Origin of the sequence: Kitasatospora sp. NPDC058444, from assembly GCF_042721415.1 — a bacterium.
GTDB lineage: Bacteria > Actinomycetota > Actinomycetes > Streptomycetales > Streptomycetaceae > Kitasatospora.
Map to the genome: position 1 here is coordinate 65,447 of NZ_JBHXLL010000013.1, position 23,696 is coordinate 89,142.

General features: G+C 74.6%; 18 protein-coding genes. 13 read left to right on the forward strand and 5 right to left on the reverse strand.

What is annotated here, in order from left to right; all coding sequences use genetic code 11:
* Positions 1 to 2: 2 nt before the first annotated feature.
* Both ACFWP2_RS16280 and ACFWP2_RS16285 read left to right on the forward strand, forming a co-directional pair.
* The gene (locus tag ACFWP2_RS16280; protein WP_380451538.1) at positions 3 to 506 is read left to right on the forward strand and encodes a DUF6325 family protein; all 504 of its coding nucleotides are present in this window, start codon (positions 3 to 5) and stop codon (positions 504 to 506) included.
* Between the two features lie 23 nt (positions 507 to 529).
* Positions 530 to 817: an SHOCT domain-containing protein gene (locus tag ACFWP2_RS16285; protein ID WP_380451541.1), complete on the forward strand. Its 288-nt coding sequence runs from the start codon at positions 530 to 532 to the stop codon at positions 815 to 817.
* Between the two features lie 110 nt (positions 818 to 927).
* Here the strand turns inward: ACFWP2_RS16285 and ACFWP2_RS16290 are convergent, their stop codons facing one another.
* A complete protein-coding gene (locus ACFWP2_RS16290; protein WP_380451543.1) occupies positions 928 to 1,491 on the reverse strand; it encodes a hypothetical protein in 564 nt (187 codons plus the stop codon).
* A gap of 301 nt (positions 1,492 to 1,792) precedes the next feature.
* On the opposite strand from ACFWP2_RS16290, the gene ACFWP2_RS16295 reads away from it, so the two are divergent.
* Positions 1,793 to 2,146, forward strand: a complete 354-nt coding sequence (locus tag ACFWP2_RS16295; protein WP_380451545.1) for a hypothetical protein — start codon at positions 1,793 to 1,795, stop codon at positions 2,144 to 2,146.
* On the forward strand, positions 2,143 to 3,504 hold the full coding sequence (locus ACFWP2_RS16300; RefSeq protein WP_380451547.1) for a DUF2252 domain-containing protein: 1,362 nt from the start codon (positions 2,143 to 2,145) through the stop codon (positions 3,502 to 3,504). Before ACFWP2_RS16295 ends, ACFWP2_RS16300 begins: the two co-directional genes overlap by 4 nt.
* Before the next feature lie 38 nt (positions 3,505 to 3,542).
* On the opposite strand, the gene ACFWP2_RS16305 is transcribed toward ACFWP2_RS16300, so the two are convergent.
* Complete coding sequence (locus ACFWP2_RS16305) at positions 3,543 to 5,150, reverse strand: MFS transporter (protein ID WP_380451549.1); 1,608 nt, start codon at positions 5,148 to 5,150, stop codon at positions 3,543 to 3,545.
* A gap of 355 nt (positions 5,151 to 5,505) precedes the next feature.
* On the opposite strand from ACFWP2_RS16305, the gene ACFWP2_RS16310 reads away from it, so the two are divergent.
* On the forward strand, positions 5,506 to 6,396 hold the full coding sequence (locus ACFWP2_RS16310) for a YhjD/YihY/BrkB family envelope integrity protein (protein WP_380451551.1): 891 nt from the start codon (positions 5,506 to 5,508) through the stop codon (positions 6,394 to 6,396).
* Positions 6,397 to 6,540: 144 nt separating this feature from the next.
* Positions 6,541 to 9,285: a LuxR C-terminal-related transcriptional regulator gene (locus tag ACFWP2_RS16315; protein WP_380451553.1), complete on the forward strand. Its 2,745-nt coding sequence runs from the start codon at positions 6,541 to 6,543 to the stop codon at positions 9,283 to 9,285.
* A gap of 38 nt (positions 9,286 to 9,323) precedes the next feature.
* On the opposite strand, the gene ACFWP2_RS16320 is transcribed toward ACFWP2_RS16315, so the two are convergent.
* Positions 9,324 to 10,178, reverse strand: coding sequence for a hypothetical protein (locus ACFWP2_RS16320; RefSeq protein WP_380451555.1), 855 nt, complete (start codon positions 10,176 to 10,178; stop codon positions 9,324 to 9,326).
* A gap of 310 nt (positions 10,179 to 10,488) precedes the next feature.
* On the opposite strand from ACFWP2_RS16320, the gene ACFWP2_RS16325 reads away from it, so the two are divergent.
* From ACFWP2_RS16325 to ACFWP2_RS16340, 4 genes are all read left to right on the forward strand, one after another.
* Positions 10,489 to 10,884, forward strand: a complete 396-nt coding sequence (locus ACFWP2_RS16325) for an SHOCT domain-containing protein (RefSeq protein WP_380451557.1) — start codon at positions 10,489 to 10,491, stop codon at positions 10,882 to 10,884.
* A 105-nt stretch (positions 10,885 to 10,989) separates the two neighbouring features.
* Complete coding sequence (locus tag ACFWP2_RS16330) at positions 10,990 to 11,661, forward strand: HEAT repeat domain-containing protein (RefSeq protein WP_380451559.1); 672 nt, start codon at positions 10,990 to 10,992, stop codon at positions 11,659 to 11,661.
* Positions 11,662 to 11,664: 3 nt separating this feature from the next.
* On the forward strand, positions 11,665 to 12,669 hold the full coding sequence (locus ACFWP2_RS16335) for a HEAT repeat domain-containing protein (RefSeq protein ID WP_380451561.1): 1,005 nt from the start codon (positions 11,665 to 11,667) through the stop codon (positions 12,667 to 12,669).
* Between the two features lie 97 nt (positions 12,670 to 12,766).
* Positions 12,767 to 13,996 carry an MFS transporter gene (locus tag ACFWP2_RS16340; protein ID WP_380451563.1) on the forward strand — a complete coding sequence of 410 codons (1,230 nt, stop codon included), beginning with the start codon at positions 12,767 to 12,769 and terminating at the stop codon, positions 13,994 to 13,996.
* 388 nt (positions 13,997 to 14,384) lie between these two features.
* Here the strand turns inward: ACFWP2_RS16340 and ACFWP2_RS16345 are convergent, their stop codons facing one another.
* Positions 14,385 to 15,182, reverse strand: a complete 798-nt coding sequence (locus ACFWP2_RS16345; RefSeq protein ID WP_380451565.1) for a hypothetical protein — start codon at positions 15,180 to 15,182, stop codon at positions 14,385 to 14,387.
* Between the two features lie 162 nt (positions 15,183 to 15,344).
* A complete protein-coding gene (locus ACFWP2_RS16350; RefSeq protein WP_380451567.1) occupies positions 15,345 to 16,337 on the reverse strand; it encodes a LuxR C-terminal-related transcriptional regulator in 993 nt (330 codons plus the stop codon).
* Between the two features lie 333 nt (positions 16,338 to 16,670).
* On the opposite strand from ACFWP2_RS16350, the gene ACFWP2_RS16355 reads away from it, so the two are divergent.
* From ACFWP2_RS16355 to ACFWP2_RS16365, 3 genes are all read left to right on the forward strand, one after another.
* Positions 16,671 to 16,937 (forward strand): hypothetical protein, encoded by a 267-nt coding sequence (locus ACFWP2_RS16355; protein WP_380451569.1) that lies wholly within the window; start codon positions 16,671 to 16,673, stop codon positions 16,935 to 16,937.
* A gap of 6 nt (positions 16,938 to 16,943) precedes the next feature.
* Positions 16,944 to 17,207, forward strand: coding sequence for a hypothetical protein (locus ACFWP2_RS16360; RefSeq protein WP_380451571.1), 264 nt, complete (start codon positions 16,944 to 16,946; stop codon positions 17,205 to 17,207).
* A 249-nt stretch (positions 17,208 to 17,456) separates the two neighbouring features.
* Complete coding sequence (locus tag ACFWP2_RS16365) at positions 17,457 to 23,660, forward strand: DNRLRE domain-containing protein (RefSeq protein ID WP_380451573.1); 6,204 nt, start codon at positions 17,457 to 17,459, stop codon at positions 23,658 to 23,660.
* Positions 23,661 to 23,696: the final 36 nt, after the last annotated feature.

The following is a 23,696-nucleotide window of genomic DNA, read 5'->3' on the forward strand; positions in this document are numbered from 1 at the left end:
CCATGGCCGAGGACGACCTCGCCGAGACCGGACCCATCGACTACCTGGTGGTCGAGTTCCCCGGCAACCGGATGACCGGGGAAGGGCTTCCGCTGCTGATCGACCTGGTGGACCGGGGTCTGATCCGCATCCTGGACTTCGCGTTCGTGCGCAAGGACGCCGACGGCACCGTCGCGGGCATGGAGATCGCCGACTTCGACGGCGACGGCCTCCTGGACCTGGCCGTCTTCGAGGGCGCCGGGTCGGGCCTGCTGGACGCCGGCGACCTGAGCGAGGCCGCGGGGGTCATCGAGCCCGGCAACTCGGCCGGTGTGCTCATCTACGAGAACACCTGGGCCGCGCCGTTCGCCACGGCCCTGCGCCGGGGCGGTGCCCGGGTGGTCGCCAGCGGCCGGGTGCCGATGCCGGAGCTGCTGCGTTCCCTGGAAGAGCTGGACGAGGGCAACGGGGCGGACGGGGACGAGGCGTCGGGCGGCTCCGGCCCCACGCCGTCCGCGGCCGGCTGAAGCCACCGAGAGGAGTACGAGTCATGCCTGGACTGCTGCGCGGTGTCGCGCGCACCGCCGTCGTCGCCGGAACGGCGACCGCCGTGTCCAACCGGGTGTCCCGCCGCCAGGCGGGTCGTTGGGCGCAACAGGAGGTGGCGGCCGAACCCGCGCCGCCCCCGCCGCCCCCGGCGCCGGCCCCCGCCGCGCCCGCCCCCGCGGGGATGGACGCGAAGATCAACCAGCTGCAGCAGCTGGCGCAGCTGAGGGACCAGGGTGTCCTCACCGAGGAGGAGTTCGCCACGCAGAAGCAGCGGCTCCTGGCCGGCTGAGCACCAACCACACCGGCCGGGCACCGGCTGAGCACCGTCGGCACCGCGACGGCATCACCCGCCGCGGGTGGTGCCGTGCCCGAGCGCCGGTTCAGCGCCCGAGGGCCGGTTCAGTGCCCGACGGCGACCTTGGCCGCCACGATGACCAGGCCCAGGACCAGGTTGACGGCGCCCTCGGCGACGGTCTGACGCGGCGAGGCGCCCGCCCGGCGGGCGCCCAGCGTCGCCCAGGTCACCTGCTGCGCCACCGCGACACCGAGGGCGAGCCAGGCGTTCTCCCCCGCCCCCAGCCACGGGCTGACCAGCACCGCCAGGGCGGGCAGCGCCGAGGCCTCGACCAGCGGCCACTCCTCCCGGCCGGCCTCGCGCACCTGGCTCCGGGTGATCTGCCGGCCGGCCTCGCGCTCCCCGGCCACGTGCGCGTACACGTGGGCGACCCAGAACACGATCCCGGTGATCACCAGCAGCAGGATCAGCGACAGCCGGGGGTGCGGCCCGCTGAGACTGGAGGCCGCGATCACGGAGGCGGCGAGCATCGACCCGTACACCGCGCCGGCGTAGTCGGTGCGCCCGGCTCCGGCGGTTCCATCGGCTCCGCCGGTTCCGCCGGTCCCGCCGGTCCCGTCCGAGGCCGGTTCGCGCGGCACCGGGGTACCGCCGCCGGACGTTGTCATGACGCCTGCTCCCGTCTGACGCCTGCTCCCGTCATCGCCCCGGAGACGGCCGATGGGTCCGTCGCGGCCATCATCACCCGAGGTCCGGCTTCCGGCGCGTCCGCGCGGTCACCCACGCCGGGTGAGCCGGGCCGTGGCCCCCGTTCGTAGCGTGGGGGAAGGATTTCTCCCTTTTCGCTCCTCGGCCGCCGCGGGAACCGGGCGGGACGGGTGAGCGCCGAAGGAGGTCCGTGGAGGGGCCCTGGGAGAACCGTTCCACCACCCCGACAACCCCGTCGAACCCCGCAAGGAGGCGAGCCCGGTGCTCGGTATCCACCACCACGCGTCACGTCACAGCGGCGCGGCCTCACCCGACGAGCTCGGACGAGTCGGCTGGCTCGTCCTCGGGTCCACGATGATCGTCGTCGGCGCGATCGCGCACGCGCTGTCGGGCATCGTCGCGATCACCAGGGAGCTCCTGCGCCCCGCGCCGCAGCGCGCACCCGCCCCGGCCGGCCCGGTGCGCCCGGGCGACCTCAGCGTCGACGAGAAGGACGGCTGGATCCTCATCAGCGTCCTGTTCGTGCTGGCCGGCACGGTGGCCCACGCCCTCGCGCACGTCATCGGGACCATCCGGCAGGCCACGCGCGCGGCGCACGGGCAGGTGCGGGCATGACGGCGGCGGCGCCGTCCGAGTCGCCCGCCGACTCGGTCTCGACGGGCCGCCTGGCCCGTCGGGCCGTGCCGCGCTCGGCCCACGGGAAGTGGGCCCCCGCGCCGGACCGGGCCGACCCCGTCGACATCCTGGAGGCCCAGGCCGCCACCCGCGTCCCGGAACTGGTGCCGATCCGCTACGGCCGGATGGCGGCCTCCCGCTTCGCCTTCCTGCGCGGCGCACCCGCCGTGATGGCCGCGGACCTCGCCGCCTCCCCGCACACCGGCCTCACCGTGCAGCTCTGCGGGGACGCCCACCTGTGCAACTTCGGGCTCTTCGCCTCGCCGGAGCGCGCCCTGCTCTTCGACCTCAACGACTTCGACGAGACCCTGCCCGGCCCCTTCGAGTGGGACGTCAAACGGCTGGCCGCCAGTGTCGCCGTGGCCGCCCGCCAGAACGGGGAGCCCGACGCGACCGCCCGGGCCGTGGCGCTCTCCTCCGCCCGGGCGTACCGGCTCGCCATGCGCCGGCTCGCCGGCCTCGGGGAACTCGACGTCTGGTACGAACGGGTGGACACCGCCGAGCTGCTGCCGATGGTCCGGGAGCCGGAGTACCGCAAGCGCGTCCGGGCCGCCCTGGCGAAGGCACGCGGGCGCACCAGCCTGCACGCGCTGGCCAAGCTCACCGAGCCCGGCCCGGACGGCGAACCCCGGATCGTCAGCGACCCGCCGCTGCTGGAACCGATGGACCCGCAGGACCTGCCCCGCCTGCGGCAGATCCTGCTGGACTACCGGGACACCCTGGCCGAGGAGCGGGCGGAGCTGCTCGACCGCTTCGAGCTGGTCCACGCGGCCCGCAAGGTGGTCGGCGTGGGCAGTGTGGGCACCCGGTGCCACATCGGCCTGTTCCGCGGACGCGCCACCGGTGAGCCGCTCTTCCTCCAGGTGAAGGAGGCCGAACGGTCCGTCCTGGAACCGCACCTCGCGCCCAGCCTCCACCGGCACCAGGGCCGGCGGGTGGTGGTCGGACAACGGCGCCTCCAGGCCGTCAGCGACGTCTTCCTCGGCTGGGCCACCGGCCCCGCCGGACGCGACTTCTACTGGCGCCAGCTGCGCGACATGAAGGGCTCCGCCGTCATCGAGGGCATGCCCACCGAGCTGCTGGACCGGTACGCCGAGCTGTGCGGCCGCACCCTCGCGCGCGGGCACGCCCGGACCGGGGACCGCGTCGCCGTCGCGGCGTACCTCGGCTCCGGGGACGCCTTCGACCGGGCCATCGCCGACTTCGCCCTCGCGTACGCCGACCGGACCGACGCCGACCACGCCGCCCTCACCGCCGCGATCGACAGCGGCCGGATCACCGCCCGGCCCGGCGTCTGAAACCAGCGGCCCCGGCCCGGTTCCGACGGCCCCGGCGCCTACGCCCCGCCCGTCTCCCCGCCCTCGCGCGCCGGCCCGCTCCCGTCCGAGGCACGCCGGGCGGGCAGGTGGCCGGTGAAGGCGAAGCCGGTGAGGGTGATCCCGGCGGCGGCCAGCAGCGACACCTTGAGGCCGTCGAGCTGGGCCGCGCGGTAGGAGTCGACGACGGCCTCCGCCTCCTGCGGCGGGACGCTGGTCCCCGCGAGCGCGGTGGCGAGCTGGTCCGCGGGCACGAAGGCGACACCCGCCTCGATCTCGATGCCCGCCTGCTGCTTCACCGCGTCGGAGATCCGCGGGTCCTCGGCGACGGCGTTGCCGAACGCCACCGTCAGCGCGCCGATCAGGATGGCGCCGATCAGCGCGGTGCCCAGGGACGAGCCGAGGTTCTGCGCGGTGTACTGCAACCCGCCGACCTCGCTGCGGTCCGCCTCCCCGACGCTCGACTGCACCACGTTGCCCAGCTGCGAGGCGAGCAGTCCCATGCCGATCCCCAGCAGGCTCATCGCCAGCGCGAACGACAGGTCGTCGAGGGCCGGTCCGACCGTGCCGACCAGCCACAGCGAGGCGGCGAACAGCACCAGCAGCCCGATCCGCACCACCGTCCTCGGCGAGGCGAACCGGCCGAGGAGCGGGCCGGACATCGAGGCGACGAGCATCGTGATCGACACCGGCAGCAGCCGCAGACCGGTCTCGAAGGCGTTCTGGCCCTGCACGACCTGGAGGTACAGCGGGATGACGAAGAACAGCCCGAGGAGGATCAGGTTCTGGCTGAAGAGCATGGCCAGGCCGGACCGCAGCGGTGGGATCCCGAACAGCGCGAACCTCACCAACGGGTGCTCCCGGCGCAGCTCCCACGACCGGAACAGCACCAGGAGCACCCCGCCGAGCGCCACGGCGAACAGCGTCGGCGAGAACCCGAGGACGGTGAAGGGCGGGTTGCGGGGCTCGAGCCAGCCCCAGGAGCTGCTCTGCAGCACGGCCAGCACCACCAGCCCCAGCCCGGCGGCCGACAGCAGCACCCCGACCAGGTCCAGCCGCGGGTGGTGCTCCGGTACCGGCTGCGGCTCGATCCAGCGCATCAGGAACAGGATGACCACCACCAGGACGACCTCCCCGGCGAAGACCAGCCGCCAGGTCAGATAGGTGGTCAGCCACCCGCCGAGCATCGGCCCCACGGCGATGCCCGCCCCGGCCAGGCCGCCGATGACACCGTAGGCGGTCGCGCGGTCCCGCCCCCGGTAGGCGCCGGCCACCAGCGCGGCGAGGGCCGGCAGGACCAGCGCCGCGCCCAGCCCCTCGATCACCGACCAGCCGAGCGCCAGCAGCCCCAGGGTGGGGGCGACCGCAGTGATCCCCGACCCCACGGCGTAGACCACCAGCCCGACCGTGAACATCCGGCGGCGCCCGAACATGTCGCCCAGCTTGCCGCCGGTGATCATGAACGCCGCCATCACCAGCGTGTAGAGGGTGATCACCGCCTGGATCGCCGTGACCTCGGTGTCGAAGTCCTCGACCAGCTGGCTGATGGACACGTTCATCACCGACGCGTCGAGCACCATCAGGAACTGCGCCGTACCCAGGACGACCAGCGCTCTCCAGCGGTTCACCGCGACTCCTCGTGCTCACCGGCCCACGCGCTCGTACGCGCCTGCCTCGTACCCTCGTGCCCGCGCGGCCGATCCGCCCGTCGAGGACGCTCCCCGCGGCCGGGCGACCACCCGGGGCGCGCCGAGGCGCGGCCCGGCCACACCGGGACCGGCGCGGGCGGACGGGACGCACCGGGACCGGCGCGGGCGGACGGGGCACCCGGGCGCCGGTGTCCGCGCGTTGCGCCGAACGGCGGACCGTCCGAGGTGCCGCCCGCCGGACCGTCGCCCAGTCTTGGACGGAACCCTCGGTGCTCGGGCCGACGGCGGGCCGCGGCGGACCCGGGGTACAGGCATCGACCGGAGGGAGCGCGCAGTGGCGGCACAGCGTGGTGAGCCCGGCCGCGCCGACTGGATCCGCGCCAGGACCGCCTGGCTGAGGGGGCGCACGGCCACCCTGCGCGAGGTCCCGTTCCTGCGCCGGCTCGCGGCGCAGCTGCTCCACGTCCGGGTCCTGGACATGGCCACCCGCCTCGCGGCCCAGACCTTCCTGACCGCCATCCCGGTGCTGTTCGTGCTGGCCGCCTTCATGCCCCAGGAGGTGCGCGACAGCGTCTCCGAGTCCCTGCGCACCGTCCTCGGGCTCCAGGGCGCCTCGCTCGACGAGATCAAGGGAGCACTCCACCCCACCGGCGAGGACTCCACCAGCGACGCCTTCGGCGGCATCGGGATCGCGGTGACCCTGCTCTCGGCCACGAGCTGCAGCCGCATCCTGCAACGCCTGTGCGAGCAGAGCTGGCACCTGCCCCACCTGGCGGGGCGCCTGGCGGCCTGGCGGTGGCTCGCCTGGCTCCTGGTGTGGCTGACCGCCCTGATCATCCAGGGCCAGGTGCGGAACGGGTTCGGCGCGGGCGCGGGCCTCGGGGTCGTGCTCTACCTGGTCACGGCCACGCTGCTCTGGTGGTGGACCCAGCACCTGCTGCTGGGCGGCCGGATCCCCTGGCTCCCGCTGCTGCCGGGGGCGGTGCTGACCGCCGCCGCGCTGACCGCGCTCGCCTGGGTGTCGCGGTTGTACGTGCCCCACTCGCTGAGCCGCAGCGTGAACCAGTTCGGCCCGCTCGGCCTGGTCTTCACCCTGCTCAGCTGGCTCATCGTGGTGTTCACGGCCGTCACGCTCGGCATCGGCATCGGGTACGTGGTGGCGGGCCAGGGACGGCTGGCCAAGCTCCTGGGGACGCCGGAGCCGGCCCCGGACGACGAGGACTGAGCGCCGCCGGACCGCGACCGCGGGGCCGGAAAGCCCCCACCGGTGGGGGCTTCGGCCCCTTTGCCAGGCCGGGCGGTGTCGGCCAGGATGGTGATTGTCAGTGCTCCGCGCACACCCTGCGCCGTACCCCCTGAGGTGAGCACCATGCCCCTCAGCCCAGCCGTCGGCTCCCCCTCCCCTCCGGCGGACGCACCCCGACGCGGCACCGCCCGGCCGACCCGGATACCCGGCGGCGACCCGGTGCTCGCGGCCCGCTTCGCCGTCCCCCCGATCCCGGGGACCTTCGTGCACCGGCCGCGTCTGGTCGAGCGCCTCGGCGACGGCCTCCGGACCTCCCTCCTGCTGGTGAACGCGCCGGCGGGGGCCGGCAAGACCCTGCTCGTCGCCGACTGGCTGGCCACGGCGCGGCTGCGCGGCCCGGCGGTCTGGCTCACCGTCGAGCGGGAGGACAACGCGCCGGGCGTCTTCTGGGCCTACCTGCTGGAGGCCTTCCGGCACCACGGCGTCGCCCTGCCGGACGACATCGGCAGCCCCGCCCGGGCCGACGAGGTCGACCACTCGCTGCTGGCCCGGCTGGCCGCCCACCTGAGCCGCCGCGAGGACCCCGTGGTCCTCGTCCTCGACGAGTTCGAACACGTGTCGTCCCCCGAGGTGGCCTCCGGGCTCCACTTCCTGCTCGGCCACGCCGGCCCGGGTCTGCGGCTGGTCCTGATCAGCCGGACGGAACCGCGCCTGCCGCTCCACCGCTACCGCGCCTCCGGCAGTGCCACCGAGGTCCGGGCCGCCGACCTGGCCTTCCGCCCGCGGGAGACCGCCGCGCTGCTGCGCCGGCACGGCCTCGCCCTCTCCGCCGAGACCGCGCGGGCCCTGACCGAGCGGACCGGCGGCTGGGCCGCCGGTCTGCGGCTGTCCGCCCTCGCCGCCCAGGGCGCCGCCGACCCCGAGGCCTACCTGAAGGAGTTCGAGGCCTGCCGCAGCACGGTCGCCGACTTCCTGCTCGCCGAGGTGCTCGACACCCAGCCCGCCGAGACCCAGGACCTCCTGCTGCGCACGAGCGTCCTGGACCGGATCCACCCCGACCTGGCCGACGCCCTGACCGGCCGGACGGACGGAGCGCGGATCCTCGCGGACCTCGCGCGCGCCAACACCTTCGTCGAGCCCGTCGGCCACTCCTGGTACCACTGCCACCCGCTGTTCGCCGAGATCCTGCGCGTCCACCTGGCGGCGCGCAGCCCGGGCCTGGAGCGGGCGCTGCACCGCCGGGCGGCCCGCTGGCTGACCGCCGCCGGACACCTGACGGACGGACTGGTGCACGCCGCCGCGGCCGGCGACTGGGAGTTCGCCGCGACCCAGGTCGTCGACCGGCTGGCCATCGGACGGCTGTTCACCGGCCGCGACGCGGACCGGCTCGACCGCCTGTTCGCCGACATGACACCCGACGCCCGCGGACCGGCCCCGGAACTCATCCGGGCGGCCCGCGACCTCGCCCGCCACGACGTCGACCACGGCCTCGAACACCTCCGGCGCGCCGAGACCCTCCTCGCCGCGTCCGACCGCGGCCCCGGGGACGTTCCGACGGCCCTGCTCAACGCGGCCCACCTCCGGGTGCTGGCGGGCCGGCTGCTCGGCTCGGCCGAGATGGCCCGGGCCGCCGCCGTCCAGGCCGCCCGCCTGGAGGAGGACATCCCGCCGGGGCTGCTGCGGGAACACCCCGAACTCCCCGTGCTCCGGCTGACCGATCTCGGATCCGCGCTGCTCTGGAAGGGCAGTCTCGACGCCGCCGGGACGGCCCTGTCCGCGGCCGCGGCGGCGGCCGACGGCGCCACCACGGCCTGTCCGCGCCACGAATCGCTCACCCGACTCGCCCTGATCGACCTGCTCCGGGGCCGGCCGGCGCAGGCCGAGGCCCATCTGCGCAAGGCCGGGGCCGAGGCCGAACTCGCCGGTCTGGCACCGGATTCCCGCACGGGGGCCGGCCAGCTGGTGCTGGCCGCGCTCGCCGTCGACCGGGACGACCTGCCCACGGCGCGGGCGGCACTCGACCGGGCCGCCGGGTCGGCGGCGGCCGACCACGACCCGGCCGTCGCCGCGGGCATCGCGATCGTCCGGGCGAGGACGCTGCTGGCCGACGGCCACGCCCGCGCGGCCCTCGACCTCCTCGGCGGGCTGGACCTCCTCGGCGGGCCGCCGGGCGGCGCTCCCGCCGCCGGACCGCCGCCGCCCTGGGTGCGGGAGGGCGTGGCCGTGACCGTGGCCGCCGGGCACCTCGCCGAGGGGGACCCGGCCGCCGCGCTGGAGGCGCTGGAGCGCAGCGGCGCCGACGGGCCGGAGTGCGCCGTCGCCGCCGCCCGGGCGCACCTCGCCGCCGGGGAGAGCCGAGGTGCCCTGCGGATCCTGGAGGCGATCCCGGAGCGCGACGGCCACGGGCCCGCGATCACCGTACGGGTGCTGCTGACCCGGTCCCAGGCGGCCTTCGCCCTCGGCGACGAGGCCGCGGCCCAGCGGCTGCTCGCCCGCGCCCTCGCGGCCGCCCGGCCGGAGCGGCTGCGCCGGCCGTTCCGGGACGCCGGGCCGTGGCTGCGGCGCCTGCTGCACGCCCGGCCCGAGCTGACGGACTCCCACGGCTGGCTGCCCCCCGACCTGCTGCCCGGCCTGCCGGCCGAGGCGTCCGGGGCCGCCGCCACGGACGACCCGGTCGAACCGCTGAGCGACCGCGAGCTGGACGTCCTGAAGCTGGCGGCGCAGATGCTGTCCACGGACGAGATCGCCGCCGAGCTGTTCCTCTCGGTGAACACCGTCAAGACGCACCTCAAGAGCATCAACCGCAAGCTCTCCGTCACCGGGCGCAACCGGGCCGTACGGCGGGCCCGCGCGCTGCACCTGCTCTGACCGCGCGGCCGTCCGGGGCCCGGCTCAGCGACGCCGGCTCAGCGGCGCCGGTCGCGGCGGGCGCGGAGGAAGCGCCAGCCGACGGCCACGGCGCTCGCCCCGAGCAGCACGAGGAACATCGTGAGCCACGTGCTCTCGGCCACCCGGGCCCCGGTGAGCAGCACCAACAGCACTCCGCCGACGGTCGCCAGACACGCCAGCACCGTCCGCAGCGCCACCAGGAGCACGCCCGGGCGCAGGATCGACGAACTCCTCCTCACCTGCGCGGCCGCGGGTCCCGCCAGCCCGTACCGCAGGAGGGCCCGGTCGGCGAGCTCGCCGGTGGCGCGACGGTACATGTCGCCGCAGGCGGGCACCCACACGAACGGGATCACGGTGCCGACGACCACCAGCGCGCCCAGGCCGATCCAGCCGAGCCACTTGCGCAGTCCCCCGCGCGACGGGTCCTCGGGAGTCAACAGGCCGATCAGGTACGCCTGGCGGCGGACGACGGACAGCCAGGAGGCCTTCTCCCGGCCCTCGGTCCGGGTCCGCGCCGCCTTCCGCAGCGCCTCCCGCGCCTGCTCCACCGTCGGATGGACCCCCTGCACCACCAGGATCTCGGCCGCCGCGTCGTCCCCGCAGGGGTCGTGGCCGGCCAGGGCCGCGAGCTCCAGCACCATGCGCAGCTGGGCGAGCAGCGCGGCGATGAACGCGACCGGGAGCAGGAGCATGAACGGCCCCCCGAGGAAGGAGCCCTCGACCACGGTGCGGCGCACCCCCCGGTCGATGATCTTCTCGGTGGGGTCCGGACCGTCCGCCCCCGCCCGCTCCGTCCCGCGCAGCGCCGCGGCCGTCTCCGCCGCCTGGGGGCCCAGGTAGTCGACCACGAAGGCGGCCAGCCGCTCGGGCATGTGGGAGGGATCCGCCCGGACCGTCCTCAGCAGTCGTCGCACCACGCCGGGTCGTTGTCGCCGCTCACTCTCCGCTCCGCCCATCAGCCGCAGAATAACCCCGCCGGTCGGCGGCCGCCCCGGGGCCGGATCACCCGGTCCGGGTGATGCCGGGACGGGCCGGCGGCGCGTACCTGGAGGGTGGAGCACGTCACGGCTTCCCGCCCGGACCCTCCGACGCCCCGGGTGGCCGCTCGGGCGCCCCCGCTCGGCAGGCCGCGCACCCGCGGCGGCCCGTTCGGGGCACGCCGTCGATGTCAGGAGGCTCGCGGTGGACTACCCACTGCTCGACATCTTCTTCACCACCATGTGGATCTTCCTGTGGATCATGTGGTTCTTCCTGCTGTTCCGCGTCTTCGGGGACCTCTTCCGCGACGACACCGTGAGCGGCTGGGGCAAGGCCGGCTGGTCCGTGTTCCTGATCCTCCTGCCCTTCCTCGGCGTGTTCGTGTACCTCATCGCGCGGGGCAAGGGCATGGGACGGCGCGAAGTCCGGCGGACGGCGGAGGCGGAGCAGGAGTTCCGCGCCTACGTCCGGCAGACGGCCGCCGAGACCACGGCGCCCTCCTCCCACGTGGACGATCTGGCCCGCCTCGCGGAGCTCAAGAACAAGGGCGACATCACGGAGGAGGAGTACCAGCGCGCCAAGGCGAAGGTGCTCACCTGACGTGACCTGACTCCGCCCCGGCCTCCCCCTCCCGCCCGGCCCCGCCCGGCCGCTTGACCTTGACACGGTGACAAGGCCTTCACTGCTGCCGAGGAGGTGGTCCCGATGGCCGGACCGGAAGCGGACACGAACACCCTGCGGGCACTGCGGGGGCTGGAGCACGACGACCCGTCGGTGCGGCTGCGGGCGGCGATGGCCGTCGGCAGCCGCCCGCACCCGGGACTCGTCGGCGGGCTGGTCGAACGGTGCGCGGTCGAACCCGAGTTCACCGTGCGCGAGATGCTCACCTGGGCGCTCACCCGGCACGAGCCGGCGGAGACCGTCCCGCTGCTGCTCGACGAGGTGCGCGCGGAAGGAGCCCAGGCACGGAGCCAGGCCCTGCACACGCTGTCCAAGATCGGGGACCGGCGCGCCTGGCCGGCGATCACCCCGGCCCTGCTCGCCGACGCCGACGACGAGGTGGCCCGCAGCGCCTGGCGCGCCGCGGTCGTCCTCGTACCCGAGGGCGGGGAGCGCGAGTTGGCCGTAGTCTTGGCCGCTCAGCTCGGACGCGGCGGACGCGAGACGCGGTTGAGCCTCAGCCGGGCGCTGGTCGCGCTCGGGGAGGCGATGCTGCCGACGCTCGACGCCGCGACGGCGGACCCCGACCCCCGGGTGCGCGCCCACGCGCTCGCCACGGAGCAGCTGTGGCGCGACCCGGATTCCGGATTCGAGTCCGCGATCGAGGAGGCGAAGCGCACGGCGGTCTTCGGCGAGGGCCGCCAGGAGGGACGGTAGGCAGTGTTGATCGGCGACGTCTCGCGGCGGTCCGGGGTCAGCGCCCGGATGCTCCGGCACTACGAGTCGCTCGGACTGGTCCGGGCGACGGGCCGTACCGGCTCGGGCTACCGCCGGTACACCGACGAGGACATCCGGCGGATCTTCCACGTCGAGAGCCTGCGGTCGCTGGGCCTGTCGCTGCGCGACGTCGGGCGGGCGCTCGACGACCCCGGCTTCGCACCCGCCGGACTCGTCGAGGACCTCATCCTCCGGACGCGCGAACGCATCGCCGCGGAGACCGAGTTGCTCACCCGGCTGCGGCGGATCGACGCCGCGGAACCCGCCGGCTGGGAGGAGGTGCTCCAGGTCGTCGCGCTGCTCCAGGCCCTGGAGTCGAAGAGCCCGGGGGCCCGGCAGCGCGCCGCCCTGTCCGCGGGCGAGGACGTCGCGGTGCCGGTGGAGGCGCTGGTCGACGCCGTGCTGGGCGAGTCGGACCCGCTCGTCGCCGGAGCCCTGCGCTGGGCGCTCGCGCAGAGCGGCGGGGAAGGGGCGGCCCTGCTCGCCGAGGGCCTGCGCTCGCCCGCGGCCGAGGTGCGCGAACGCGCCGTACGGTCCCTCGCCGAACTGCCCGACGGCACGGCGACCGCACTGCTGCGTGACGCCCTCGACAACCCCGACGCCGCGGTCCGCAGGTACGCGGCCCTGGCGCTCGGGGCCCGCGGCGTGGCCGACGCCGTCCCGACGCTCATCGACATGATCGTCGAGGCGGTGAACGACGCCGACGCGGCCGACGCGCTCGGCACCCTGGCGGGCGACCCCGCGCTGGCGGAGCGGATCGCCACCGGGCTGGTCGAGCGCCTCGCCCGGGCGGCGCTCGGACCGGACGCCCGCCGACGGCTCACCCAGGCGCTCGCGGACGTCCCGGGGAGCACCGCCTCCCGCGCCCTGCGGGAACTGGCCCTGGACGAGGACCGTGCGGTCGCGCTCACCGCGACGTACATTCTCAAGCTGCGCGACACGCGATAGCCGCGACCGCGCACCGGGGTTCAGGGGTGGGGAGTTCAAGGGTGGGGGTTTCGCGGGTGCGGGTTTCCAGGGTGGGGGTTTCCAGGGTGGGGGTGGCGTGACAGGGGCCGGGCGGTTCCTTCGGCAGCGGCGGCTGTTCCTCTCGGTGGCGATCGACACGTTCGGCTCCGGCGTCTTCCTGCCGCTGTCGCTGCTGTACTTCGTCACCGTCCAGCACTTCCCGGCGGCCGCCGCGGGCACGGCCGTGACGGTCGGGTCGGTCGCGTCCTTCGCCGTCGTGCCGCTCTGCGGACGGCTCGTCCAGGCCGCGGGCCCCAAGTCCTGCCTGCTCGTCAGCAACGTCCTCACCGCACTCGGGTACGGCCTGTTCTTCGCGGCCGGGAACCTGCCCACGGTGGCGGCCGCGAGCTTCCTCGTGACCGCCTCCGACCGCCTCTACGGGGCCGCCTGGCCGACCCTGGTCGCGCGGTTCGCGAAACCGGCGGAACTCACCGAGTGGTTCTCCGCCGTCACCGTGCTCAAGACGACCTCCCTGGGAGTCGGCACCCTGGGGGCCACCGCCCTGATGGCCCTCGCCGGCGGACACGGGCTGCGGATCGCGCTCGCCCTGAACAGCGCCAGCTCCCTGCTCGCGGCCGTCCTCCTACTCGGGGTCACCGTGCCGGCCGCCGATCGGCCAGGGCACCGGGCGGCGAGGTCGAACACCCGGGCGGCGCTCGGCGACCGGCCCTTCGTGTCCCTGGTCGCCTCCCAGACGCTGCTGTCGGCGGCCTGGCTGATCCCGACGGTCGCCTTCCCCGTCTACCTCGTGGAGAACCTCCACCAGGCCGCCTACTGGCCGACCGTCGTGGTCGCCGTCCGCTACGCCACCGCCACCACCCTGCAGATGCGGATCAGCCGCCGGCTGTCCGGCTGGAGCCGCTCACGGGTGCTGCGCCTGTCGATCGGCGCGGTCGCCGCCGCCATCGCCCTCACCGCGACCCTCTCCACCGCCCCGCACGCCCTCCAGGGCCCGCTCGCCGTCCTCGTGGCGGCGGTCCTGGCCCTGGCCGAACTCGCCTCCAAGCCCACCGCGGCCGCGGCGGCGGTCGCCATGGCCCCCAAGGGCGACGAAGGCCCGTACATGTCCCTGTTCCAGCTGACCTGGACGGTGTCCTACGCGGTCGGCCCGGCCGTCATCGGCCTGGGCCTGCAGAACCCCCCACTGCTCTGGGCCGCCCTGGCCCTCTGCGTCGCCGCCAGCGCCCTCGCCCACCGCCTCCGCCGTCCCCCGGCCCGACTCCCCCACCCCGCCCGCCCCCGGCGCGAGGAAGCCGAGGTCCCGTAAGCGGGGGCCGATCGCCCCCGCGCGAACCGCCGGACACCCGGGCACGCCATCGGCCGCCGGCTGCCATGAACCGCGCCGCACCCTACGACCCCAGGGGCCCGACGGCCCCCACCTCCTTGCCACAGAGTCCGATCGACACACCCATGCGCCGACTCCCCTACCTCCCGGGCAGGCTGGGCTCAACGCCGCGCCGACCGCCGGCCGGTGAGCCGGTACGGAAGCGCGGCCGGGCAACCCCGCTGAAGGCCAACGCCCCCATGCCCCTGGCACGTCGGGCTCAGCACCGCAGCGGCGGCCGGCCGGTGGGGCCGCAGGCGCCCGGCTCGTACGGGAGCGCGGCCGGGCGGCGCCACGACCGGTCCGGCCCCCACGCCCCCGCACGCCGGCGTCAGCGCCGTACCGGCGGCCGGGCGGTGAGGCCGTAGGCGCGCAGCTGGTACGGGATCGTGGTCGGGCGGCGCCACTGGAGGTCGAGGCCGCAGGCGCCGAGGACGGTGCCGAAGGCGTGCCGCATCGCGTCCTGGACGGCGGTGCGGGCTCGGGCGGCCCGCTCGTCGGTGGCGGCGGACAGACGGCGGGAGGGGTTCCAGCGGAGGTCGGCGAGGCCGGCGGTGTCGTCGCCGTCGTCGACGGGTCGGCACGGCGTGAGGGTGATGCCCGGCGCGTGCAGGTGGTCGGCGACCGGCAGGCCGGCGAGCAAGGCGGTGCGGCGCACCGCGGCGACGACGTCCGCGCCGATGCCGAGGTCCTCCGGGCGGGCCCCGGCCGGGGCGGGGGTGGCGGCGTCCCGGCCGGGGGCCGGGGCCGGGGTGGCGGCACGGCCGACCCTGGTCTCCCCGCCGAGCGGGCCGGCCTCGACCTCGATGCCGAAGGCCGGCAGGAACTCCGCGAGCGCGTTCCGCATGGTGCTGTCGACGGTCCGTCGGGCGGCGGAAGCCGGCTGCCGGGGCTGTTCCATGGCCGCGGCGGCCGCCAGCCGGGGGCCGGGCTCCCAGTGCAGGGCGATCCGGCCGGCGCAGTCGTCGGAGTCGTCGTACGGCCGGGCGGGGAGCAGGTGGACGCCGGGCCCGTGCCCGCCGTACCCGACGGGCAGGCCGGCCAGGAGGAGCGCCTCGGTGACGCGGTCGGCGAGCAGCGGGTCGATCCGGGGCCCGTCCGGGGACGTGTGTTCCGCAGCCGTGTCCACGCCGTCCTCCTCCGGTTCCGGGCGGCGGCCGACCGCCGGCGCCCCGAGCGTACGGCGTACCCGGGCGGCCCGTCGGCGAATCCCGGAACCGGCCGCCGCCGTCGCACCCGACCGACCTCCCCGCCGGACCGACCTCCCCGACCGACCTCCCCGACCGACCGGCTACAGCCAGCCGCGCCGAGCCGTCTTCAGCCCGGCCTCGAAGCGGCTCGCCGCGTCGAGGCGCTCCATCAGGGCGGCCATCTGCCGCCGGACGGTCCGCACCGAGATGCCGAGCCGCTTGGCCGCCGCGTCGTCGGTGAGCCCGGTGGACAGCAGCCGCAGCAGCTCGCGCTCCCCGGTGGTCAGGGTCAGCGGTGCCACCCCGTCCCGGTCGTCGGCGATCGGGACGGCGGTCTCCCAGGTCTGTTCGAACAGGGCGACCAGGGAGGCGACGATGCCCGGCTCACTGGTGCACAGCGCGCCAGCCCGGGTGTTCTCCGGGTCGATCGGCACTACGGCCGTGCTCCGGTCGAAGACCAGCATCCGCGGCGGCAGCACCGGCGCGGTCCGCACCTCGCCGCCGAGGCCGGCCATCCAGCGGGCGTAGTCGAGGGTCTCCGGGGCGTCGGCGTCGTGGATGCCGTCCTGGTAGATGGTGCGCAGGCGGACTCCGCGCCGCAGGGCGTCCTCGTCGAGCGGCCGGGACGCGGCCAGGCTGGCCGCGGACTGGGCGCCGCCGGGCATCACCGCCAGGACCTCGCTGGTCAGCCGGGTGGTCAGCTCCTCCAGCTTGTCCTGGATCGCGTCCAGGCCGAGCAGCCGCTCGCGGCCGCCCACCGGGGTGTCGGCCCGCACCTTCGCGTACTCCCCGAGGGCGCGCGCGACGGCGGCCTTGGAGGCGGCCACCTCCTGCTGCCGGCGGGCGAGTTCCTCCTCCTGACGGCGCAGCAGGATCTCCAGTCCGCGCTCGGGGCTGACCGGCCGCAGGGAGCCGGGCCGTTCGCGGGAGCTGCGCAGCAGGGTGAGGTCGGCGAGTTGGTCGAGGGCCGCGCGCACGGCGGCCTCGGGGAGGCTCAGCCGTTCGCAGAGTTCCGCGACCCCACCTTCTGGGTCGGCGAGCATTTCCCGGTAGACGGCTTCCGCAGTGGCATCCAGCCCCAGCAGTTCCAGCACTTCTCGACCCCTGATCCCCGTGGACGATTCCGTATGCCCGGTCGGCCCGGAGGCGATCATTCCTCCGGCCGGAACGCGCTCGCAAGGGCATGATCCGGTCAACGCCCCGCCCCGGCCGCCGGCGCCCCCGGCAGAGCCCGCAGCAGGGCGGGAACCCGGCCGCCGCCCGGCGCGGTGTTGCAGCATGCTGCCTGTCCTGATCCTGCCCGCGGATTCGCTTCCCGTGGCGGGCCGCGGAACGGGAGGATTCGTGGTGCGCGCACTCCCCGATTTCCGGACACCCAGAACTGCGGTCTCCCTCAGCGCAGTTCCCGCACAGAACAGGACTCTCCCGTGTCCGTCCGTCCGCTCGCCGCCGTCCTCCTGACCCTCGCTCTCGCCGGCTCCGTCGCGCCGGCCTTCACCGCCGGTCCGACCGCCCCCGACGCCGCCCCGTCCGCCGCCCAGGGCCCGGGCGGGGGCATCGGCTGGGACGGCCCCGTCGCCCAGTCGATCGGCTGGGACGGCCCCGTGCCCGGGTCGATCGGCTGGGACGGCCCCTCCCCCGACTCGATCGGCTGGGACGCCCCGTCGGCCCACGACGCCGTCGGGCAGGTCTGACCTGCGGTGTTAGCGGTCCATCTGACCCTGCCGACCTCCGCGCCCGACTCCTCCCGGGAGCTGGCGGCCGCGGAGGTCCAGGCCGCCCTGTGGGGGTGCGCCGGCCCGGACGACGGCCTGGAACACGTGCGCGCCCTCGCCGTCCCCGACGGCATCGGCCTGGTGCTCTACGTCCGCGCCCCCGACGAGGCGGCGGCCCAGTCGAGGGCACGGGACCTGCTGGACCGGGCCCTGGCCGTCACCGGCCGGTTCCCGTCCGGCCCCGGGTAGTCGCGCCGACCGACGGCGTTCGCAGCGGCCGAACTTCCTCACGCCCGAACGGTTTCCGCCGTTCCGGACGGTTTTCGACCGGTCACGCCGGTGCGTGAAATTGGCCGATTCATTGCTACCGCTTTACCCCCGCATGGCCGACGTGCCGTCAGCGGCCCGGCCGTGCCCACGCCCGACCCCTTCGTTCCTCACCCTCCTTCCCGAACAGATCCTCACCCCCCTTCCCAAACAGAACAGTCGAGGAGTTCCATGTCACGCCCCATGGGCGGATCATCACGGCACCGGGCCGAAGCCGGCTCGCCGCCCCCCAGTGCGTCACGCCGTCGCAACGGTGTCCTGCGCAACACCGCCGTCGCCCTGGCCGTGGTGCTGGCCGCCGAGGCCGCCGCCGTCATCATGACGACCGGTCAGGCCGTGGCCGTCACCCCGGAGAAGTCCCCGAAGCCCGTCAAGGCGCAGGGTCCGGCGGAGGCCAAGGATCTGGCCACCGCCCACCTCAAGGCCCGGCTGGAGAACCGCCGGATCGAGGTGGTGGACGAGCGCACCGAGTCGACCACCACCTGGATCAACCCGGACGGCACCACCACCCTGGACCTCGCCTCCGGCCCGGTCCGCTACAAGGACAAGTCCGGCAGGCTCCAGCCGATCGACGTCGACCTCGCCCGCCAGTCGGACGGCAGCGTCAAGGCCAAGGGCCACCCGCTCAACCTCTCGCTGGCCGGCGCCACTGCGCCCGCCGCCGCGTCGAAGTTCAAGGCGGCCGGTGCCCCGGCCGGGGACGCGAAGGCCCCGACCACGCCGCTGGTCTCGCTGGACAACGGCCAGGGCACCGCCATGTCGCTGTCCTGGCGCGGCGCCCTGCCCGAGCCCACGGTGGACGGCGCCAAGGCCCGCTACGCGAACGCGCTCACCGCCACCGACCTGGTCATCGAGTCCACCCGGACCGGCTTCGAGCAGTTCCTGGAGCTCAAGGACCGCTCGGCGGTGGCCGCCAACGGCAGCGTGACGCTCACCCTGGACGCGGCCGGCCTCCAGGCCCGCCACAACGCGGACAACTCGGTCTCCTTCCTCGACCCGAAGACCGGCGAGGAGAAGGGCCAGCTGCCCGCCCCGGTGATGTGGGACGCGAAGGTCGACGAGCGCAGCGGCGACCACACCCGCACCGCGCCGGTCGCGCTGAAGGTCACCCAGGACGGGAACGCGATCGACCTGACGCTGACCCCGGACGCCGCCTTCCTGAACGACCCGAAGACCACGTACCCGGTCACGATCGACCCGGCGGTCAACATCGGCGTCGGCTTCGACACCTTCGTGCAGCAGGGCTACGCCACCGACGTGTCCTCGCAGACCGAGCTGAAGCTGGGCAACAACGGCTCCGGCCAGGTCGCGCGTTCGTTCCTGCAGTTCCCGATGGCGAAGATCAGCGGGAAGCAGATCACCGGCGGCAAGCTCAACCTGTGGAACTTCCACAGCTGGTCCTGCACCGCGAAGAGCTGGGAGGTCTGGGACACCGGCACCGCCACCACGGCCACCCGCTGGACCGCCCAGCCCGGCTGGAACAGGAAGTGGGCCACCTCCACCGCGACCAAGGGCTACTCCAGCTCCTGCAACGACGGCTGGGTGAACCAGGACATCACCGCGCTGGTCAAGGCCTGGGCCGCCAACGGCAACGCCAACAACACCCTGGGCATCCGGGCCACCGACGAGTCCGACCCGTACGGCTGGAAGAAGTTCAACTCCGGCAACGCGACGTCCAACACGCCGTACCTGTCGGTCACCTACAACACCCCGCCGGCCGTCTCCACCCTGGTCTCCCCGGCCGACGCCGCGCTCACCGGCGACTCCACCCCGACGCTGTCCGCCAAGGCGACCGACCCCGACGGCGGCAACATAGCCCTCGACTTCGAGGTCTGGGCGTCCAACGGCACCGCCGCGCTGCAGTCCGGCCGCACCGCCATGGCCGCCTCGGGCTCCACCTTCACCTGGACCCCGGGCACCGCGCTGCCGGCCGGCGCCTACAAGTGGCGCTCCCGCTCCTGGGACGGCACCGCCAACAGCGCCTGGTCGGCCTTCCGCACCCTCACGGTGGACACCACCGCGCCCGGTACGACCACCGTCTCCTCCGGCGACTTCCCGGCCGGCCAGTGGGCGGGCACGGCGGACGCCAACGGCGACTACAGCGGCACCTTCACCTTCACCCCGCCGACCGGCGACGTGAAGGACGTCCAGTACAGGCTGGACGGCGGCGCCTGGGTCACCGCGGCCACCACCGGCACGCCGGTCAGCGCCAAGCTGACCTTCAAGGCGGGCGCCCACACCGTCACCGCGCACAGCCGGGACGCCGCGGGCAACGTCTCCGCCGACAAGACCTACGCCTTCTACGCCGGCAAGGGCTCCGCCCTGGTCGCGCCCGGCGCGGGCGAGCGCCCGGCCCGCCGCACCTCGCTGCTGGCTCAGGGCAACAGCACCTACACCGGGGTGCGCTACCAGTACCGCCGCGGCGAGACGGACGCCTGGAAGGACGTCCCGCTCGCCAACGTCACCACCACCGACGGCAAGGCGGTGACGGCCTGGCCGTTCACCGCCCCCGGCGGCAAGCCGGCCGCGCTGACCTGGAACATCACCGACACCCTGGCCGAGAACGGCCCGGTCGACGTCCGCGCGGTGTTCACCGACGGCACCGCCACCGACGCCACCGAGCCGAACACCGTCACGGTGGACCGCAACGCGGGCACCGCGCCGGAGACCAAGGTCGGCCCGGGCGAGGTGAACACCCTCACCGGTGACCTCACCCTCTCCGAGAGCGACGCCGACGCCTTCGGCCTGCACGCGGAGCGCTCCTTCTCCTCCCGCCGGCCCGCCAACGGCTCGGCCCAGGAGGGCCAGGCGGCGATCTTCGGTCCGCAGTGGAGCTCCGGCACCATCGCCGAGATCACCGACGCCGACTACTCCTACGTCCGCCAGACCTCGGCGACCTCCCTGGCGGTGGTCTCCGCGGACGGCTCCGAGACCGGCTTCACCGCCACCGGCGCCGGTGGCTGGAAGCCCGAGCCCGGCGCCGAGAGCCTCACCCTGACCGGCGCGCTCACCGGTGCCTTCACCCTGAAGGACACCGCCGGCACGACGGTCACCTTCGCCAAGGTCGACCCGGCCGCCACCACCTGGCAGGCCTCCGGCTCCTCGCTGCCCAGCGACAACTCCACCACCTCCGTGGTCTCGGAGAAGGTCGTCACCGGCGGCAAGACCCTGGCCCGCCCGAAGTACGTCGTCGCGCCCAGCTCGGCGACCGCCTCCGCCAACTGCGCCGCCGTGCCCTCCACCGCCGGCTGCCGGGTGCTGGAGTACGTCTACGCCGACACCACCACCGCCACCGCGTCCGCCCTGGGCGACACGGCCGGCCAGGTGAAGCAGATCCGCCTGTGGTCCACCGACCCCGGCGCCGCCACCGCCACCCCCGTCGTCGTCTCCCAGTACGCGTACGACGACCAGGGCCGGCTGCGCGAGGTCTGGGACCCGCGGATCAGCCCCGCGCTGAAGACCGCCTACGGCTACGACGCCACCGGCCGGGTCACCACCGTGACCGAGCCCGGCGAGCTGCCGTGGACCCTGGAGTACGGCAAGGCCGGCAACGCCGCCACCGCCGGCGACGGCATGCTGCTCGCCGCCTCCCGCCCCACCCTCAAGCAGGGCAGCAAGGACGTCACCGACGGCACCGCCACCACCTCGGTGGTCTACGACGTCCCGCTGAGCGGCGCCAACGCGCCGTACCCGCTGGCGCCGTCCGACGTCGCCGCCTGGGGCCAGAGCGACGCCCCGACCGACGCCACCGCCGTGCTCCCGCCCGACGCCGTCCCGGCCACCCACGACGGCAAGGCCCTCGGCACCGCCGGCTACAACCGCGCCACGGTGACCTACACCAACGCCTCCGGCCGCGAGGTCAACACCGCCACCCCCGGCGGCGCCATCACCACCACCGAGTACAACGCCTACGGCAGCCCGGTACGCACCCTCACGGCGGAGAACCGCATCCTCGCCCTGGCCACCACCGGAGGCGACCTCAACAAGCTGCGCGCCCTCGGCATCGCCGGCCGCTCGACGGCCGACCGCGCCCAGGTGCTCTCCTCGACCTCGCTCTACTCGGCCGACGGCAAGCGCCTCACCGAGCAGTACGGGCCGCTGCAGCTGGTCACCCTGGAGCACGCCCTGGCGGCCTCCGGCACCTCCCCGGCGCTCGCCGCCGGCGACGAGGCCCCGGCCCGCGCCCACACCGTCACCGGCTACGACGAGGGCCGCCCCGCCGGCGCCGCGGTCAGCGACATGACCACCTCGGCGACCGTCGGCGCCCGCATCGACGGTTACGCCGCCGACGCCGACACCCGCACCACCGCCACCGGTTACGACTGGGCCCAGGGCCTGCCCACCACGTCCGTCCAGGACCCGGCCGGCCTGAAGATCACCACCACCACCGGCTACGACGCCAGCGGCCGGGTGACCTCGCAGAGCCGCCCGAACTCCACCGGCTCCGACGCGGCCACCACGGTCACGAGCTACTACACCGGCACCGGGACCGGCGCCTGCGCCGGCCACCCCGAGTGGGCCGACCTGGTCTGCTCGATCGCCCCGGCCGCCCAGATCGCCGGCGGCGGCGCCAACCCGCTCCAGCTGCCGACCAAGACCTTCCAGTACGACCGCTGGGGCAACGTCACGGTCCGGACCGAGACCGCCAACGGCGTCACCCGCACCACCACCCGCAGCTACGACGCGGCCGGCCGCCCGGTGAAGACCACCGTCAGCGGCGGCACCGGCACCGCGGTCGCCGACACCGTGCTCGGCTACGACCCCGCCACCGGTGAGCTGACCACCACCACCAACGGCAAGACCACCATCACCCAGGGCTACGACAAGCTCGGCCGCCCGGTCTCCTACGACGACGGCGCCGGCAACGTCACCACCACCGAGTACGACAAGCTCGACCGCCCGGTGAAGAAGTCCGACTCGGTGCCGTCCACCGTGACCTACGGCTACGACACCGCCAAGGACCCGCGCGGCCTGCCCACCACGCTGACCGACTCGGTGGCCGGCACCTTCACCGCCTCCTACGACGTCGAGGGCCGCCTCGTCACCCAGACCATGCCCGGCGGCAACACCCTCACCAGCACCTACGACAGCCAGGGCATCCAGACCGGCAAGACCTACACCAACCAGGCCGGCACCGTCCTGCTCGCCGACACCGCCGACTACACCGTCCACGGACAGCAGGCCGGCCGCACCCAGTCCGACGGCAACAGCACCACCAGCGGCTACACCTACGACGCCACCGGCCGCCTCACCAAGGCCGCCGACAGCACCGGCCTGGCCTGCGCCACCCGCACCTACGCCTTCGACAAGAGCAGCAACCGCACCAACCGCACCACCGTCACCGACGACTGCGACCCCGCGACCGCGGACGCCGTCACCCTGGCCGAGACCCACGGCTACGACACCGCCGACCGCCTCACCGACACCGGCTACGTCTACGACGCCTACGGCCGCACCACCGCCCTGCCCAAGGGCACCCAGCTCGGCTACTACACCAACGACCTGGTCCGCACCGAGACCCTCGGCGACACCCGCAAGACCTGGGACCTCGACGCCTCCGGCCGCCTGGCGGTCGCCACCACGGAGACCAAGGGCACCGACGGCACCTGGACCGTCACCGCCCAGGACACCAAGCACTTCGACGGCGGCAACGACAGCCCGACCTGGTCCAAGGACGCGGCCGGCAAGCTGACCCGCAGCGTCCAGGACCTCACCGGCCAGCTCACGGCCGCCACCGGCACCGACGGCGGCGCGGTCCTGCTGCTGACCAACCTCCACGGCGACGTCTCCGTCCAGATGTCCCCCGACGGCCAGGAAGACCTCGCCGTCTACCACTACGACGAGTACGGCAACACCGTCGACGCCACCGGCACGGCCGACTACGGCTGGCTCGGCGGGGCGCAGCGCGAGTCCGACAGCCTCTCCGGCCTCACCCTGATGGGCGTGCGCCTGTACGACTCGACCACCGGCCGCTTCCTGCAGACCGACCCTGTCCTGGAGGGCTCGCCGAACGCCTACGGCTACCCGGTCGACCCGATCACCATGGACGACCTGACCGGCATGAAGTGGAAGAAGAAGTGGGTCACCTACTTCAGCCGGACCGAGGGCAACGTCATCGGCGGTCTGCTGATCGTCTCCAGCAAGGTCTCCAAGGGCATCTCCAGCATCCTGAAGAAGGTCCCGCACATCGCCGCCCGGATCGCCGGCTGGGTCCTGTGGGGGCTGTCCTACCTCATGAAGAGCATCGGCAAGAAGTTCATCAAGGCCGCCAACAAGCGGGGCAGCCACGGGGTCCGGTTCACCTTCGGCATCTGGGAGTCCAGCCACTGGTACATCCCGGACTATCCGACCTACCGGGTGGACCCGCGCTACTGAGCCGGGCACGACACCTCACTGACGCTCCACTGACGC

Bases quoted from the DNA above. Each gene is read 5' to 3' on its own strand.
- ACFWP2_RS16280 (WP_380451538.1), top strand. From the start codon at position 3: ATGGCCGAGGACGACCTCGCCGAGACCGGACCCATCGACTACCTGGTG.
- ACFWP2_RS16285 (WP_380451541.1), top strand. From the start codon at position 530: ATGCCTGGACTGCTGCGCGGTGTCGCGCGCACCGCCGTCGTCGCCGGA.
- ACFWP2_RS16290 (WP_380451543.1), bottom strand. From the start codon at position 1,491: ATGACAACGTCCGGCGGCGGTACCCCGGTGCCGCGCGAACCGGCCTCG.
- ACFWP2_RS16300 (WP_380451547.1), top strand. From the start codon at position 2,143: ATGACGGCGGCGGCGCCGTCCGAGTCGCCCGCCGACTCGGTCTCGACG.
- ACFWP2_RS16315 (WP_380451553.1), top strand. From the start codon at position 6,541: ATGCCCCTCAGCCCAGCCGTCGGCTCCCCCTCCCCTCCGGCGGACGCA.
- ACFWP2_RS16320 (WP_380451555.1), bottom strand. From the start codon at position 10,178: ATGCCCGAGCGGCTGGCCGCCTTCGTGGTCGACTACCTGGGCCCCCAG.
- ACFWP2_RS16330 (WP_380451559.1), top strand. From the start codon at position 10,990: ATGGCCGGACCGGAAGCGGACACGAACACCCTGCGGGCACTGCGGGGG.
- ACFWP2_RS16365 (WP_380451573.1), top strand. From the start codon at position 17,457: ATGTCACGCCCCATGGGCGGATCATCACGGCACCGGGCCGAAGCCGGC.